The sequence below is a fragment of the Streptomyces sp. NPDC058086 genome (assembly GCF_042885015.1).
In the GTDB taxonomy this organism is placed as follows: Bacteria; Actinomycetota; Actinomycetes; order Streptomycetales; family Streptomycetaceae; genus Streptomyces.
In genome coordinates this window covers 1-15,614 of sequence record NZ_JBHVST010000123.1, presented here as the reverse complement: position 1 = coordinate 15,614, position 15,614 = coordinate 1, and the positions used below count along the sequence as shown (strand labels likewise).

The window sequence follows — 15,614 nt, the reverse complement described above, 5'->3', positions numbered from 1 at the left end:
CCTCATCCATGCTGGTCAGGCCGCGTGGGCGTACTCGTGCAGGGTGCCGCCGAGTCGCGAGTGTCGTCGTACGTCAAGGCGCGCGATCTGGTCTGGGTGCTCGATCGGAGCGGGCAGCGGGCAGAGGGGGCGGGCGTTCGCGAGGCCTTGGTGTGGCCTGTGCTCGTTGTAGAAGGTCTCGAACTCGCGTAGGGCATGCAGGAGATGGCGCTGGTCCCAGATCAGCGTGCGGTCGAGTAGCTCTCGCCGGCAGGTTTGCACCCACCGTTCCGTGATCGAGTTCATGCGGGGCATCCGGATCCCGCTCAGGACGACCTTGATGCCTGCCTCCTGAAGGACCGCGTCGAACAGTTGCGGGAACTTGCCGTCCCGGTCCCTGATCAAGTAGCGGGCCCGGCAGTGCGCGTCCTCGAGGTCCATGACGAGGTTCTTCGCGGCCTGGGCCACCCAGGAGGCGGTCGGATGCGCGGTCGCGCCCAGGATCCGTATCCGTCGGTTCGCGTGCTCGATCACCGCGAGCATGTACAGCCGCGTGCCGGTCAGGGTGACGGTCTCGAAGAAGTCGCATGCTAGGAGGGCGTCGGCTTGGGAGCGTAGGAAGTCCGCCCAGGTGGTGGAGGCCCGGTGGGGCGCGGGGTCGACGCCGGCGTCCTTGAGGATCTCCCAGACGGTGGACGCCGCCACCTCCACCCCGAGGACCAGCAGTTCGCCGTGCAGGCGCCGGTACCCCCAGTTCGGGTTCTCCTTGGCCAGGCGCAGCACCAGCGCCCGGATCGAGTGCACGGTCCGCGGCCGGCCTCCGCGCCTGGGCCGGGAGGCGGCGGCGTGGCGGCTGGCGCTCAGGTCGCGGTGCCAGCGCAGCACCGTGTCCGGTCGCACCAGCAGCCGGATCTGCTGGAGCGCCTTGCGCGGCAGGCCGTGGAGTAGTGCGGCCAGGAGCGCGCGGTCGCCCGGGGCGAATCGCACCCGCTGACCGCTCAGTTGCCGCTCGAGCACGGCGATCTGGTGGCGCAGGGCCAGGATCTCGACATCCTTCTCCCGGTCGCTCATCGGCAGCAGCCGCAGCATCGCGAACGCGTTCGTCACGCCCAGGTAAGCCAGTCTCAGCAGCACGACCAACCATCATGCCGCGACGGCCGCGCTCCCATGAGCGCATCCGCGCGTCCGTATGGCAGTTGACGCCGTGACAGCCTGATAGCGCCTCCCATCTGCGCGGATGAGGTATTCGGCAAGGGCAGGGTTGGTTTCCGCAGGCGGAGTCGATGCCGTTGCTGCCAGCTGTGTAGTAGACGGTCTTGGTGGTGCCGGCTCCGCCGCCGCCCGTGTTGCTGGGCATGCGGACTTCGATCGGCAGGGGCTGTCCGCCGTACAGGTTAGTGTCCTCGTTGTAGACGACGGTCTTGGTGATGGCCAGATGGCCGGTGCCGGGGTCGGTGACGGTCTGCAGCGGTGTGTGGAGGGTCCAGCCCTCGTTGTCGCTCCCGTTGTTGTAGAGGTAGCTGGTGGTGCGACCGTCGACGTCGCTGCTGCCCGGCACGGAGGTGCCGAGGCTTGCGCTCACGGTCCCGCTGGTGACCAACGCGTAGGGGTTGCCGTTGGTGTCCTTGTCACTGTTCGGCGCGCCCTGGTCGTAGACCTGGTGGGTGTGGGTGCGGATGGTCTGGATGGTGCCTGCTGCCATGGCCTGCCGGGCCGCGGCCTCCCGCGCTTGAAGCTCCTCCGGCAAGGACACCATGACGCCCACCTCCACCCCGCCACGGTAGAAGTACAGCGGCGCGGCCACACACCAATCAGCGTCTTCCCAGCTCAGTCATCCCCCGAGAGGATCCGCACCCATCGTCGTTCGCGAGCGACTTCCCGCAGATAGTGACAAGTTGATGCGATAAGCATCCGGCCCCGGACGGGCAGCCGCACGAGTGTCGGCGCCGCTTGCGAGGAGTGGCCAGCGCCGACCATCTGTACGTGAAGTCAGGGGCCACCGCGTGGTTGCGCGGCGCGGCGAGCAGGCCCGCTTCGACTTCACCCGGGCCGATGGTGCGCCGGTCGGGTCCGCTGTGGACGTCCAGTTCAAGGAGCGTGGTCTGCGGGTGCACCTGGATGGGGCGGTGGCCCCGGTGTGGGACGACGAACGTGAACCGGTGCTGGGGATGTCGGTGCCGGTGGCCCGGGACACCCTGATCGACCGCTGGTACGTGCACCGCATCCGGCTGGACAGCGGGGGAACGGCACGAAGGGTGAAGATCGGCACGGAGGCGTTCGCGCGGCCCACCGAGTGGTTCGGCCTGGACTAGTGCGCGATAACGGAGCGCGGCTTGTCGACGCCAGCGGTAGAGCGGATCATCGAGTCCCGCCGTACGCCCCCTCCGTCGCGGTGGTCGCCGGGCAAGGCGAAGAAGGTGCCGGAGCCGGATGCGCGGGCCCAGGGCTGCTGCGCCGGCTGCTGTATGCGCGCCGGATCGAATCCGTGGTCCGGGCAAGCGAACGGCAATGGAGCGATCTTCAGGCGACGGCCGCAAGGACTGCGGGGACCGCCTCGGTGCGGCGGTGCTGTCGCACCGAGGCGGCGGGATATGAGCGTGATGAAGGCCCACTGGACGTGAGCTTCGGCGTGGGACATCAGGCGTTCCTAGTCCATCGCGTTGCGGTGGGCCCGCGGGGCCGCATTGTCCACGAAGACGGATTCGGGGTGCTCGGCATGGAGCCGGGTCAGCAGGACACGGGCCGCTGCGCACTCCTGGATGTCGGCAGGGGTGACGAGCAGGCCGACAACGCGGCCCGCACCCTGGCAGGAACAGGCCTGCACATTCACCCACCCGCGGGAGAGTTCGACGGACCGGCCGGCACCGGCACACGAGTCGCTGGTCGGCCGGGTGATGTCGGAGCCGTCAAATCCTGGGTCTGCCGTCCAGGATCCCGCATGATCAATGTGTGAGAGGCGTACCGAAGCGGATTGGACTGCTCTATTTAGCCCTGGTCATGGCATTCCTGGCCTGGTACATCGCACGCGGCCACCAAGCCCGTGATCTGGTCGCCGTTGTTTCCGCGTTTACCGGTCTGCTGGCACTGCCCGCCGCAGTGATCGCCGTGGTCCGCTCCGGCAGGAGCGGACCGGCGTCGGCCCAGCTGGGGGACGTGGCCGACCAGCTCGCCCAGGCAGTGCGTCAGCAGTGGGAGGCCGAGGCGCAGGTGCGCCGCCTCAACGACCCGTTCCCGCTGTCGGTGGAATGGGTGGCGGCCGACGCGGACCTCGTCGAGTCGTGGCCGCACTTGAGGGAGTTGGCTGGGGACTGGCCTGGCCAGACCCCTGAAGCCACCTCCGGGTGGGCTGTCAGTCCGGAAGGGCTGGCCGGCAAGGGGGGTGCCATCGCCCAGGTCTTCGAGCGCGTCCCCACCCGCCGCCTGGTTGTCCTCGGCGAGCCCGGTGCTGGCAAGACCATGCTGCTCATCCGCCTCCTGCTGGCCTTGCTCGAACACCGCCCGCCCGGCGGCCCCGTCCCGGTCCTGTTCCCCCTGGCCTCGTGGGACCCAGCCCACCAGGACCTGTACACCTGGATGGCCGACGAACTCGCCCAAGACCACCCCGCCCTGCGCGCCCTCGCCCCCGCCAACTCCCCACAGGCCGGCACCGGCACCCAGGCACGCGCCCTGCTCACACGGCGGCTGATCCTGCCCCTCCTCGACGGCCTCGACGAACTCCCCCAACCTGTGCGCGCCCGCGCCCTGCACGCCATCAATGAGGTACTACCGGCCGGGCAGCCGCTGATCCTCTCCAGCCGCACCGCCGAGTACCGCAGCGCCCTGACCACACCAGCGGGGACCACCGTGCTCCTGAACGCAGCCGCAGGCATCCGCCTCCTCCCCCTGGACCCCGCGAAAGCGGCCGCCTACCTGGAACGCGACGCCGGAGGCCCCGGCACCACGGCCGCAGCCCGCTGGAGCAGAGTCACCGCCTCCCTCGGCACCGGCACTCCCGTCTCCCAGGCGCTGAGCACCCCGCTCGCACTGCTCCTGGCCCGCACCATCTACAACCCCCGCCCCGACGAGCAGCCCACCGAACTCCCCGACCCCGACGAACTCCTCGACCAGAGCCGCTTCCCCACCCGCCAGTACATCGACACCCACCTGTTCGCCGCCTTCATCCCCGCCGCCTACCGCCCCCACCCACACCACCCCACACCCTGGACCGCCCAAAAGGCCCACCGCACCCTCACCTTCCTCGCCCGCCACCTCCAACACACACTCAACGGCACCCCGAACTTCGCCTGGTGGCAACTCCCCAAGACCCTTCCCACAGACGAGATGGCGCTGGCGGTCGGGCTCTCGGTCGGGCTCATGGCCGAATTCGCAGTGGGCCTCGCCGTTCTCGTGTCCGGGCTTAGTGTCGGAGCGATCTGGCTCCTGGTCGGGCCTCCGTGCACCGCGGCGGCGGCATGGATCACTTTGTCCGCCAGAGACAGAAACCCAAGCTCGGGGATCCGCTGGACCTGGAAAGTAAATTTCTGGGTCACTTGGGGACTCGCCTTCGGCCTCGTTGGCCTCATGCTCGGGCTCGACCTTGGGCTAGGGACCGGGCTCGGCCTTGGGCTCCTTTCTGGGCTGCCATTCGCGATCATGGGCGGGCTCAGGCCAGTACACCCCGACCTAGACAAGGCAGTGGGACCAGGGGTGGTCCTTGCACGGGACCGGCGCACCTTCGCGGACATAGCGCTCGCGGGTTGGATCGCCGGGGCACTCGTGACGGCGCTCACGAGCGCGCTAGTACGCGCATTCGGGCCAACGAACCTGGTCGGGATCACATTCACGATAAGCATGATCGAGCTCGTCGGCGGGCTCCCGGTCGGCCTCATACTCGGACTCGCTCGGTCGGTATGGATGGAGTTCCTGGCGGCGCGGACCATTCTGGCGGTAATGGGGCTTGTACCCTGGCGTTTCATGCCTTTCCTTGCCGACGCTCACACGCGGCGAGGCGTACTGCGACAGGTGGGAGCGGCGTACCAGTTCCGCCACCTCGACCTCCAACGTCACCTCGCAGGACCGCCACCTCGACCTCCAACGTCACCTCAGAAATGGGCAGCGCATGGCTCCGCTCGCTGACGGCAGGGTGAGCGCTACTGGTGGCGCCGCGCCGGGCTCCTTCAGCGGCAGGCAAAATCACCGCTGCAGTTCCAAGCGCCGTCGGTCATGCCTCGCGGGACTCACGTCTCCAAGGCTCGGCACGGGCCTGCGCCACCTCTGCGGAACTTCGCGTAATTCCCCAGCTCGAAGTTCATGGACGTCCCCATGGGGAAGGCGGAGTTGCTCCGCGGCGACCAGCCGGACGGCGCACTTCGCGGGCGGCCCGGCTCGGACCGGACACTTCACTGCCGGGCGGCCCGCCCCCCTTCACCCTCGCCCGAATCGCACGAACGAGCGGGGACGACGGAGCAGGTCTGGGAATTACGTGACCGTCGACAACCTCTGCAGCGCGGCGTGCCAGCTGTATGCCGCGGTCTGTTTCCGCGGCACGTTTGCATGCCTGATCAAGGTCGCTTCGCACTTGGCCCAGCAGCTCCGCGATGGCGCGGAGCTGCTGGGCCAATTCGGTTGATTCCCACGGCATCCGGGCCGAGGGCGGTACGACGGATGGTTCACTTCGCGCTGGTGAGCCGCTCGTTCGACGGGCGTTGCTCGCGGCACTGCCGGGTGATGAAGGGCCGCAGGGCACTGCCCGGGCGGGTGTAGACGTACCGGCGCGCAGCACAGATCTGCAGCGTGTTCAGCTCGTCGACCTCGGCGGCGCGCAGCCGCAGATACTCCGGCTGCGGGCCGGTGGACAGCACGTACGAGGGGCCGATCGGCAGGACGACCGAGTGCGCGTCGCCGAGGGCCATGTTGTACGAGAGCCGCAGTCCGTCGCGGCGCACGGTCAGGGCCGGGTTGTCGCCGATGAGGATCTCGCCTTGCTCGGGCAGCAGGATCTGCACGGCGTGGCTGGCCAGGAGGCTGCGGGCCTTGGCGAACGAGGCCTCGATGCGGACGCGGAACAGCGCGCCGCTCTCGTACGCGTCGGCCATGGGCGCCAAGACGCGTTCGGCGTGCAGGGTCAGGCCCTCGCGGCCGGAGACGAGCAGGCCGGTCCTCTCCCACACGGCCAGCTGCAGCAGGACCTGGTCCTCGTCGAGGAACCGGCGCAAGCGCTCCTGGTAGAAGGCGCGAAAGATGACCTTGTGCAGGTCGCGGTAGTGCTGGGAACGCACCCAGTGCAGGGCGAGCACATCCCGCAGCAGAGAGACCGTGTCCGGCTCGTTCAGGGCGGTGCCCGCGGCGACCGAGGCGAAGACCTCGGGCAGGTGCTGTTCGACCTGCTTCCACACCTGCTCGATGGAGGCGGAGGCGTATGGGACGAAGTCCTCGATCCAGCCGACGCCGCGCGGGGTGCGGGCCTTGCACAGGCGCTGCGGATTGCGCAGGTCGTGCGGCCGGACGTGGAGGCCGGCGGTCTGCCGGATGGGTGTGGCGAACTGGGCGAGCAGCACCTGAGAGATGAGGTGCTGGCGCTTGACCGGCGCGTCGGTCTCGGAGGCGAGTTCGGTGATGCGGGTCATGTCATCGCGCCCCGCAGACGGCATCTGTGCAACCACGGCTCAATGGTCCCAGAGTGCTCCGTGTTCCCGCCTGCCCTTTTGCGGTGCTGCCCGAGTCGGGTGCCAGGTCAGGGGAGGGGCTTGACTCTACCCAGCATGGGCGTGTGGCTGTATTTTCGGATCAAGCGGCAACTTGTCCCGCGGGGCACCACACCACCCCATCGCGTCCCTCAAAGGAGCAGGAGCCCGCACCAGAACGTGTCGTGGGTATGAGAGCGGCGGAACCCGTCCAGCTCGATGGCCCCAATCGGCAGTACGACGGGCACGTCCGAGTGCTCGTCCCCGATTACTGCCGTCTGCACCAGCCGCGTGTCCCGCACTACGACGACCCTCAATCGCCCATGACCAACGATAGATGCCGCCACGCCACGAGGCATAGTCACCTGCGTGGGCGGCGCAGGTTCTCCTGCGAGGACAGCAGTCCGAGTACCGCGTGTTCTTCGTGGTGCTGGCGCCACCGTTCAGCGAGCGCGCGGTCGGTGAACTGCCCTCGACCCGGATCGCTCGACGTGGTCAGCTCGATCGCGTCCCATCCGCCGGATTCCTTGGCGAACGCCGTGGCGAGTTCCGCGAACGACGGGCCGCGGTAGTAGCTGACGTGGGTGTCGGTGATGTCCAGCGCCCTCCCGGATTCGTCCGAGACCAGGGTGTTGGCCGCCACCCGTGAGGTGAAGTAGGCGCTCACGTCATCCTTGACTTCGACGCGCATCGCGCTGGACACCTGCTGCCGGTAGCTCGGGGGCTTCAGGCAGGCCAGGTAGGAGAAGTCGATCCGAGTGCCGTCGGTGCGGATCACTTCGAAACCCGGGTACGGCCCCTGGAGCGGTGGCGCGATCACAAAGGACTCCACGCCGACACCGATCTTGGCATCGGCCTCTTCATGCTTGTCGAGAAGGTCCAGCAGGAGCAGGTGATCTGCCTCCCGGTCCACGAGGTTGCCCACGCTGTATCCGTACAGCACGTCGCGGACTGCTTCCTGCGCCGCCTTCTTCGACGGGTACTCCCGGGATCCGATCCAGAACTTGGGCAACGGGTCCTCTCCTCTTCTGTGTGTGGTAGTGCTGCCCGCCCGCAGTCTGGTCTATTCGGTCTCTACGGACTGTCCCGAGGGGTTGACCCGGCACTGGAAGAGGTCGAAGGGGCCGCCGCGTTCGGACAGAGGCGCTCGCGCCGCGGTGGCTACTCAGTCTGGGAGCCGTCGGCAGTCGCGACTGCGCCGGCCTCCCGAGCCTCTGGCGGATAGGCTCACGCGCGGGGTGCCGGAGCCACTGGCATTGGCTCCGGCGCCCCTTCTGGCCGCGGTCAGTCGTCGATGTCCTCGCGTGGTGCGAGGAGCGCGAAGTAGGTGTCGCGGGCTTCCTGGCTCAGCTCACCGTCGAGGGAGAGCGCCTGGCGCAGGGTGCGGAGTGTCTCCTGGGGCGGGACGTCCCACCGGTTGCGGGCCTGGCGCATGATCTCGCCGATGTACCAGTAGGCGGATGAGGGGTGGTGGCGGATGTACCAGTCCAGCATCTTCGCGACGGGGATGGTCAGGCTGAGGTGGTACCAGGACGGTTCCTTCCGTGTCCCCTTCCTTGTGCTCTTGCCGTGCTCGTGGAGTTCGATGGACTCGGCAAAGTCGTTGAGGACGGTGCCTTCGACCGTGGGGCCGAGGATGTCGGTGGGCAGGATGCGGTCCAGGCTGGCTGCGACGCTCCAGGCGAGTGCGTCGGAGATCTCGCGTACGGAGGTCTCGTTGCGCTGGCGCAGGACCCACCGTTTGCGCACGTCCGGCCGGCCCCACAGGGTGCTGTGGAAGTCGGCGGCGAAGCGGTCGCGTACGGCGGCCGCGCCGGGTGAGAGGTCGTCGCGGTCGCCGGCGGACATGGTGGCCAGGATGCCTTCGTGGGAGCGCTGGCGGGCCTCCGCCCAGTCGTCGGCCACGGCGCGCGCCCACTGGTCGCGGCCGCCTACGGTCGCCTGCGGCTGGGGCACTTCGCTGTTGCGGCGGGAGATGTAGGCGCGCAGCGTGGAGGCGGTGATGCCGCCGAGCTCTGCCATCTCCGGCACGCCGAGCAGCTGGCCGCCGGTCAGTTCGGGGCTGGCGACGTCGACCACGCACTTGTCCAGTGGAAGGGCGCCGTCCTGCTCCTGGTGGTGCCTGGCCCACAGCGCCAGGTGGTCGAGCCAGTTGTCCGGGGCGGGCTCCTCGCGGTCGAAGGTGGTGACCTTGCCGATGTAGGCGTGGTCGGGGTTGGCGCGGCCGTCGAGCACGTCGGCGGCGCTGACAGTTACGGAGGCGCGGGACTTGCGCCGCTCGTAGTCCTGCTCGACGGGGTCCCAGACCTGTCCGGGCCGGTACCAGGTGGTGCCGTCCCACCAGTAGCCGCCGGCGCGGAACAGCAACTTGTCTCCCGCCCAGTCGCTGTGCAGGGAGGGCGTCTCCTCGTCGCTCATCAGGAGCACGGTTCGGCCGTGTTCGGGGTGGTAGCGGACCGACCAGCCCAGGGTGTGTTGGAGCGGGTCGGTGGTGAAGGCGTGCCAGCCGCTGCTCTGGCGGTTGAGGTCGAAGCGCCCCCACATGCCGCTGGCCTCGTGGCGGCCGACGGCTTCGATGGCCTCGGGCCCCTCGTCGAGGGGGAGGTGGGAGTCGTCGACGAACGGCAGGCCCGGCACCGGGTGGTCGGTGCGCAGGCCGTTGGCGAGTGGACGAACGTGGCCCAACGTGAATTCCTCACTTCGCGTCTAGTGCTGCACTCTTATGCAACACCTTGCGTTCCCAACTATGCATCACCTCCAACTTCGGTTGTGCAGCGGGTTTCAGCCAACTCTTCCGCGCGGTCACCGGATCTCCGCAAAGTTCAAGTCCAGCCTGGATGGCCAGAGTTGGTCGACACCTCCTACCGTGTGTCCGGCAGCCCAGGGGCTGCCAGGAGACTTCTGGGGGATCGGGGGGTTCGTTGAACGACTTCGTCGCGGTTTGTGCGGCTGAGCTGGTGAAGCGCATGCGGGAGGATTCCTGGCCGCTTGTCCGCGACGCCCTCGTTACGTTCCTCGTCGACGACGAGTCGGGCAGCGAGGCTCGCGCGAACGGGGTCCGACAGGAGTTAGACCGAGCTCGGAGCGATCTGCTCCACGCCCTCGAGCGCGGCGAGAAGAACACGGCCGCTGACGTAGAGGCCGAGCTGCGCATGCGTTTGCGCCGTGTCCTGCGCAACCGACCGCGTGCCAGCACACCGCTCCGGCGGCTGGTGAGCCAATTCGCGTCGGTCACACCGGAGACCGACACCCGAGAGGAGCCCGGCCACCAACCAGGTGGGCCCCATGTGGCCTCAGGACCCCCCTCCCTCAAGGCCAAGACTCCCAGCGCCTTGGAGGCTGCGACGCGGAAGGTCCTCAGACGCCGCCGCAAGGAGTTCGTCGCGGTGCTGCTGTTCAGTGGCGGCCCCATCTTCGAAAGTTCGATACCCCTCTCGGTGTTCGGAATCGACCGCCAGGACGCCGGCGTGCCGCGCTACCGCCTGCTGGTAGCAGCCGGCGAGGAAGGACCGCTGCGGACCACAGGGGGCGTGGAACTCACCGCGCCGTACGGCCTGGAAGCGATCTCACGCGCGGGTACGGTCGTCGTACCGGCCTGGCGCTCGATCACCTCACCGCCGTCCGAGGAAGCACTCGACGCGCTGCGCCGGGCGCACGAGGAAGGCGCCCGCATCGTCGGGCTCGGTACGGGGGTGTTCGTCCTGGCCGCGGCAGGCCTGCTGGACGGCCGCCCCGCGACCACGCACTGGATGTACGCACCGACGCTGGCCAAGCGCTATCCGTCGGTGCACGTGGACCCGAGGGAACTCTTCGTCGACGATGGAGACGTCCTGACCTCGGCAGGTACGGCGGCCGGAATCGACCTCTGCCTCCACATCGTGCGGACGGACCACGGCAACGAGGCGGCCAGCGCGCTCGCCCGCCGCCTGGTCGTCCCCCCGCGCCTGGCAGGAGGCCAGGAAGCCTACCTGGACCGCTCGTTGCCGGACGAGATCGGCACCGACCCGCTCGCCGAGGTCGTCGCCTGGGCGCTCGAGCACCTCCACGAGCAGTTCGACGTCGAAACTCTGGCAGCACGCGCGTACATGAGCCGCCGCACCTTCGACCGCCGTTTCCGCTCGCTGACAGGCAGCGCCCCGCTGCAGTGGCTGACCACTCAGCGGGTTCTCCAGGCGCAGCGCCTCGTGGAAACCTCCGAGTACTCACTCGACGAGATCGCCCAACGCTGCGGCTTCCGCTCACCGGTGTCCCTGCGTGGTCACTTCCGCCGCCAGCTGGGTTCCTCCCCGGCCGCGTACCGGGAGGCCTACCGCGCTCGTCACCCCTTGGGCGGCGGGACCCTGCACACCTCGCCTGGGCCTTCGCCAGCCCCGGATGATGACGAATGGCCGGCCCCGCCGCCCACCCAGCCGACCGCTCCTCTCCGTGCACAACGGAGCGCTGGCGCCTGATGGGGGACATCGCCAAGGGGGCGCTGGGAGGAGCCTGGAGTTTGCTCGTCGGGTGGGTGCTGCCCACCGCGCTCAACCTCGCCATTCTCACCACGACCCTGCTCCCCAGTCTTCGCAAGATCCCGCCCTTCGAACACGCATGGGGCCTGGCCGAAGGACGCGGCGCGCTGGCCTTCCTCACCGCCTCGCTGATGCTGGGGCTGGTACTCAACGCCCTGCAAAACCCCCTCTACCGCATCCTGGAGGGCTACTTGCTGTGGCCCTCACTCGCGTACGAATACGGCTGCCGCCGCCATCAGGCCATCAGACGTGACCTGACCGACCGGCTGCTGCTCATGCGCCTCGAACGCCGCGCCGCCGGCACCAACCTGTCCGCCGTCGACAGAGCAGATCTCACGCTCCTGCGCCACAGCCCTCACCTGGCCCGCTATCGCAGCCTGGATCAGCGCAGCACCGTCACCCGCCGGGCCCTCCTGCAAGAACGCCTCGCCCGCTACCCGGTCGGCGACGGCCACCTCGCGCCGACCCGACTCGGCAATGCCATCCGCCAATTCGAGGTCTACGCCTACGACCGATACCAGCTGGACTCGCAGCTCCTGTGGAATGAATTGACCGCCACCGCCCCAGAACAGGCACGCCGCCAGGTCGACACCGCACGGACCAGCGTCGACTTCTTCGTCTGCCTCCTTTACGGCCACCTCGCCGTACTGCTCGCCGCGGCCGTGACCCTCACCTCCACTGCCACCGGCGCACCAGCCGCAGCGACAACCGCCGTCGTCCTCGCCGCACTCATCCCCGTCTGGTACCGCTGCGCCGTCAGCGCCACAGATGAATGGGCGGCGGCCGTCCGGGCCCTGGTCAACGTCGGACGACACCCCCTGGCCGCATCCCTCGGTCTGGACATCCCCAAGGAACTCGCCGCCGAGCGCACGATGTGGTCCCTCGTCTCCCGGATCCCACGCATCCCATACCACGAGCACGCTGCAGCCCTGGACCACTACCGCCGCCCGCCCGCTCCCACCACCAACGACACGACGTGAAGGCGAGAACATCACGCTCAAGCACGGCGTCCAGCAACTCACCCGGGAACACCGCACCTTGCAAGAACGACTTGACGAATTTTGTGGCTGCTGGGCTCTGCACGAGGCGCCAATTCCGTTCACGCCGCCGATCGACTGGTCATCCACGTTCCTATGCGAGCAGGGGCGCCGGATCACCCACCCCAGCGGGATGTACTTCCAGGCCGCTGTCGGCATTCAGCACCGGACGACGGCCCGGGTAGGTACGCCGCGCCGTCTCCAAGTCGCGTTCGTCGAAGGCACCGGTGAAGACGAGCACGCCGTGAATGAGCTCCACCTTCTGCACTGCGGTCGGCCACCGGCTCAGCAGTGCCTCCGTGGTCATGGGGACCTCAGCTGGTGGCAGGTCCGGGCCAGGCATGTCGGCTTCTTTCGGCATCAGCGGTCAGCGGGCGAAGGCGTCGTGGTTCGCGGCGGCCATGAAGCTGCGGTGCCGCTCGTCGTTGGTGCGGCCCCACTTCCCGTTCGAGTAGTACACGAAGCAGCCCGTGGCCGGGTCGCGGAAGTCGATGTTGCAGCCGCCGCGAACGTGATCGCACAGACAGGTGCACGTCTTGTGATCGACTTCCCAGCCCAGTCCGGTCGGCCCGTCACCGAGAAAGCGGACCAGATCGGGGCAGGGCGGGCCGTCCGTGACCTCCAGCCGGAAGCCGCCCATGGAGCTCCAGGCGTCGGTTGCGTTGATCTCTCCCGGCCCTGCGGTAGCACGGATGCGGCGCAGCAGAGGGGAGAAGATGGGCGCCGCCTTCACTGGGAAGGCGCTGGCTGCGGTGTGGGTCGCTCGTTCGTCCGGGGACCAGTCCGACTGGTCTTGCAGGAGCTGGTAATCGTCGCGCAACAGGTCGGTGACCCGCTCCCACCATCGGGGGTTGAAGCCGGTGAGCAGGATGCGGGCCGGCGTTCCCGGACGGTACAGGCAGATACCGCCCCGCTCGTGGCGATAGCGGAGCCCGGCTACACCTGAGACGCGGTTGTGGGGGTCACTGCTGTCGTCCGCGACCGAACGGGGAAGCAGCATGTCAGCCCAGTACCGGATCACGTACGGCTCGGCCAGCATCCGAATGCCGAGCAGCTCTGGTTCCGGCCGGACACTGACGATCCCCAGGGGATCCCGCGAAACTCCGCCGATCTTGCAGGTGGCGAGGAACACGGCCGCCTCCAACTCCGCCTGCTCCGGATGGCGCGCCGCCGGGATGGGCAGCGCTTCTCCTGCGGGGCTGACCAGCGAGCGCAGGGATTGATGGGATTCGCCCGTGCAGCGACGGCGGTCCTCAGTGGCGGCCAGAGCTGTCTGGTGGCTCATCGATGCCGTGTTCCGCGCCGGTCGGCCCCCGTCTCTCGATGTGAGGTCTCAGGACTTCTTTGACGGTTTGGCGTCAGGAGATCCTTGACGGTCTCTCTGCGTGCCCATGCCTTTGACGTAGAGCCTGCTGATCGGTCCGGGGTTCTTGCGGGGCCTGACAGCGAGTTCGTCCTCGCCGTGCAGGATCCGGAAGTGGGTGTCCTCGATGACGACGGTGACGATCTTTCCGGCATGCCGCGGGCCGAGCTTGATGAGCTGGCCGTTGATCTGGAAACGGCCGCTTGCATGCACCTTGCGCTGGGCCCGGATGGAACCGGTCGGCAGGGGCGGAGGCGGCAGCGGTGACGTCGCCGTCCGTGCCCCGTGGATCTGTCCCAGACGGTCGGCCGGAACGGGGCAGGGCCACGTCCCCATCAGAGCGTTGTCGGCGATGGCGTGCATGAGGTGTCCGTCCAGGCGGAGCGTGATGGTGCGGCCCGCCAGGGCGAACCCGACCTGGTAGCGGCCGCCTGCCAAGCCGACGAGTCCGTCCCGCTGAACCTTGCGCTCGACCTCGACCGGCTCGCCGGCGGCGAGGATGGCCGTGCCGCTCCGCGCCCTGGGCAGAGCGGCCGGGACGGGTTCGGGACCGGCCGGGCGGGCGCCGTAGCGCATGGTCAGGTAGGCGATGTCCTCCGGCCGAAGCCGGGACGGGACCGTGGTGACCAGGTGCCCGTCGAGGAGGAAGTGGACGCTGCGGTGGTTCGCCCAGACCGTCAGTGTCCTGCCGGCCAGTGCTTGGTGGATGCCGACTCGCTGCCTGCCGGTCACCAGGGTGATCTCACCGCTGGGCGGCACCCGCACTTGGAACTCGACTGCGGTTCCCTGCGGCGGCAGGACGGGCGGTTCGACGACCTCGACGGCCAACTCCGGTTCGACGACTGCCTGTTCAGGATGCTCGTCATCGCGGTCAACTGCGGCGTGGGGCCGGAAAAGACTGATGGGGGTGGCCATGTCCAGGGCCTGGTGCGGGCGTTGGTGGTTGTAGGCGTGCACCCAGCCGTCGATCGCTTCCTGGGCCGCGGCCAGCGACTCGAACGGCACCACGTGATCGAGGAACTCCTCGCGCAGGGTGCGGTGAAATCTCTCGATCTTGCCCGTGGTGGTGGGCGAACGCGGCTTGGTCAGCCGCTGGGTGATGCCGTTCTCCCGGCAGATGCGCTCGAACAGCACCTCCACCGGTTGGGGGCGGGTATGACGGCCGGTGAACTGCTTGCCGTTGTCCGTCAGTACCTCGAAGGGCACTCCGTAGCGGCGCATCGCGGCGGTGAAGGCCGAGCACACAGCGCGGGCGCTGGGCACGGCCACGACGGATGCGATCACGACGAACCGGGAGTGGTCATCGATGCCAGTGACCATCTTGCACTCCCGCCCGTCGGCCAGCGGAACCCCTCCGACCAGGTCCATCTGCCACAGGTGCATCGGCGCCTCACGCTGCCACCGGCGGTACTTGCGCGGATGCTGCTGTTCCTGGGCGCGGACCAGGCCGTTGCGGGACAGCACCCGATGGACCGTGGCCCGTGACGGGGCCGACTCCAGCCCGTGACCGGCGAGTTCGTGACAGATCCGGCGGGCACCCCACCGGGGATGTCGGCGACGTAGCTCGCAGATCTCGGCTTCAACCTCGGCCGACAGACGCGTGGGGCTGTTCCGCGGCCGCCGGGAGCGATCCAGCAGGCCCGGCATGCCCTCCTGCTCGAACCGCCGTCGCCAGCTGTGCAGAGTCTGACGCGAGGTGCCGTACCGGGCTGCGACCTCACCGATTGGAGACCCGCCGAGCACCTCGCGGACAGCCCGGTAGCGGTACTCGGCCAACTGCTGTACATCCACGACCACCGAGCGAAGCACCCCGACCTCAGCGGGGGACTGGAGTTGCCGGACGTTCAGCCGAACGTGTCAACCATGTCCAGAGCACAAACGGTCAAGCATCTCCTGAGACCTCACACCGACACCCCTCGCCCGGGCCAAGCAGGTCATCGGAGGCGCGCCCAAGGGTCTGGTCCGCGTGGGCACACGCGGACCAGACCCTGTCGACCAGCCGAATTGGACCCCGCGCTCAAAGGGTTCGACCCCGGGGTGGGGGGGAGTTGTGCCAGTGGTG

The 15,614-nt window shown here is 68.6% G+C and carries 13 protein-coding genes; 5 read left to right on the top strand and 8 right to left on the bottom strand.

Annotated elements, in window-relative coordinates; all coding sequences use genetic code 11:
* Positions 1–15: 15 nt before the first annotated feature.
* Positions 16–1,113, bottom strand: a complete 1,098-nt coding sequence (locus ACFVWD_RS49550) for an integrase core domain-containing protein (RefSeq protein WP_389605079.1) — start codon at positions 1,111–1,113, stop codon at positions 16–18.
* Between the two features lie 869 nt (positions 1,114–1,982).
* Here ACFVWD_RS49550 and ACFVWD_RS49545 point away from each other — a divergent pair.
* A complete protein-coding gene (locus tag ACFVWD_RS49545; protein ID WP_389605078.1) occupies positions 1,983–2,291 on the top strand; it encodes a hypothetical protein in 309 nt (102 codons plus the stop codon).
* A 335-nt stretch (positions 2,292–2,626) separates the two neighbouring features.
* On the opposite strand, the gene ACFVWD_RS49540 is transcribed toward ACFVWD_RS49545, so the two are convergent.
* Complete coding sequence (locus ACFVWD_RS49540) at positions 2,627–2,803, bottom strand: hypothetical protein (RefSeq protein WP_389605077.1); 177 nt, start codon at positions 2,801–2,803, stop codon at positions 2,627–2,629.
* A 173-nt stretch (positions 2,804–2,976) separates the two neighbouring features.
* On the opposite strand from ACFVWD_RS49540, the gene ACFVWD_RS49535 reads away from it, so the two are divergent.
* Positions 2,977–5,094, top strand: coding sequence for an NACHT domain-containing protein (locus ACFVWD_RS49535; protein ID WP_389605075.1), 2,118 nt, complete (start codon positions 2,977–2,979; stop codon positions 5,092–5,094).
* Between the two features lie 346 nt (positions 5,095–5,440).
* A complete protein-coding gene (locus ACFVWD_RS49530) occupies positions 5,441–5,587 on the top strand; it encodes a hypothetical protein (RefSeq protein ID WP_389605074.1) in 147 nt (48 codons plus the stop codon).
* A 40-nt stretch (positions 5,588–5,627) separates the two neighbouring features.
* Here ACFVWD_RS49530 and ACFVWD_RS49525 read toward each other — a convergent pair whose 3' ends face one another.
* The 3 genes from ACFVWD_RS49525 to ACFVWD_RS49515 all read right to left on the bottom strand — a co-directional run bounded on the left by ACFVWD_RS49525 (position 5,628) and on the right by ACFVWD_RS49515 (position 9,326).
* On the bottom strand, positions 5,628–6,584 hold the full coding sequence (locus ACFVWD_RS49525) for a DUF4238 domain-containing protein (protein WP_389605073.1): 957 nt from the start codon (positions 6,582–6,584) through the stop codon (positions 5,628–5,630).
* A 418-nt stretch (positions 6,585–7,002) separates the two neighbouring features.
* A complete protein-coding gene (locus ACFVWD_RS49520) occupies positions 7,003–7,653 on the bottom strand; it encodes a DCL family protein (RefSeq protein WP_389605072.1) in 651 nt (216 codons plus the stop codon).
* Between the two features lie 272 nt (positions 7,654–7,925).
* Complete coding sequence (locus ACFVWD_RS49515; RefSeq protein WP_389605070.1) at positions 7,926–9,326, bottom strand: hypothetical protein; 1,401 nt, start codon at positions 9,324–9,326, stop codon at positions 7,926–7,928.
* 602 nt (positions 9,327–9,928) lie between these two features.
* Between ACFVWD_RS49515 and ACFVWD_RS49510 the strand changes: the two genes are divergently transcribed.
* Together ACFVWD_RS49510 and ACFVWD_RS49505 are read left to right on the top strand one after the other, a co-directional pair.
* The gene (locus ACFVWD_RS49510; protein WP_389605092.1) at positions 9,929–11,092 is read left to right on the top strand and encodes a helix-turn-helix domain-containing protein; all 1,164 of its coding nucleotides are present in this window, start codon (positions 9,929–9,931) and stop codon (positions 11,090–11,092) included.
* Positions 11,092–12,132, top strand: a complete 1,041-nt coding sequence (locus tag ACFVWD_RS49505; RefSeq protein WP_389605068.1) for a hypothetical protein — start codon at positions 11,092–11,094, stop codon at positions 12,130–12,132. Before ACFVWD_RS49510 ends, ACFVWD_RS49505 begins: the two co-directional genes overlap by 1 nt.
* A 151-nt stretch (positions 12,133–12,283) precedes the next feature.
* Here the strand turns inward: ACFVWD_RS49505 and ACFVWD_RS49500 are convergent, their stop codons facing one another.
* From ACFVWD_RS49500 to ACFVWD_RS49490, 3 genes are read right to left on the bottom strand one after another with little or no spacing between them, the layout of a single operon-like run.
* Positions 12,284–12,532 carry a hypothetical protein gene (locus ACFVWD_RS49500; protein WP_389605067.1) on the bottom strand — a complete coding sequence of 83 codons (249 nt, stop codon included), beginning with the start codon at positions 12,530–12,532 and terminating at the stop codon, positions 12,284–12,286.
* 24 nt (positions 12,533–12,556) lie between these two features.
* Positions 12,557–13,474, bottom strand: a complete 918-nt coding sequence (locus tag ACFVWD_RS49495) for a hypothetical protein (protein WP_389605065.1) — start codon at positions 13,472–13,474, stop codon at positions 12,557–12,559.
* A 48-nt stretch (positions 13,475–13,522) separates the two neighbouring features.
* Positions 13,523–15,361 carry an IS481 family transposase gene (locus tag ACFVWD_RS49490; protein WP_389605063.1) on the bottom strand — a complete coding sequence of 613 codons (1,839 nt, stop codon included), beginning with the start codon at positions 15,359–15,361 and terminating at the stop codon, positions 13,523–13,525.
* Between the last annotated feature and the right edge of the window lie 253 nt (positions 15,362–15,614).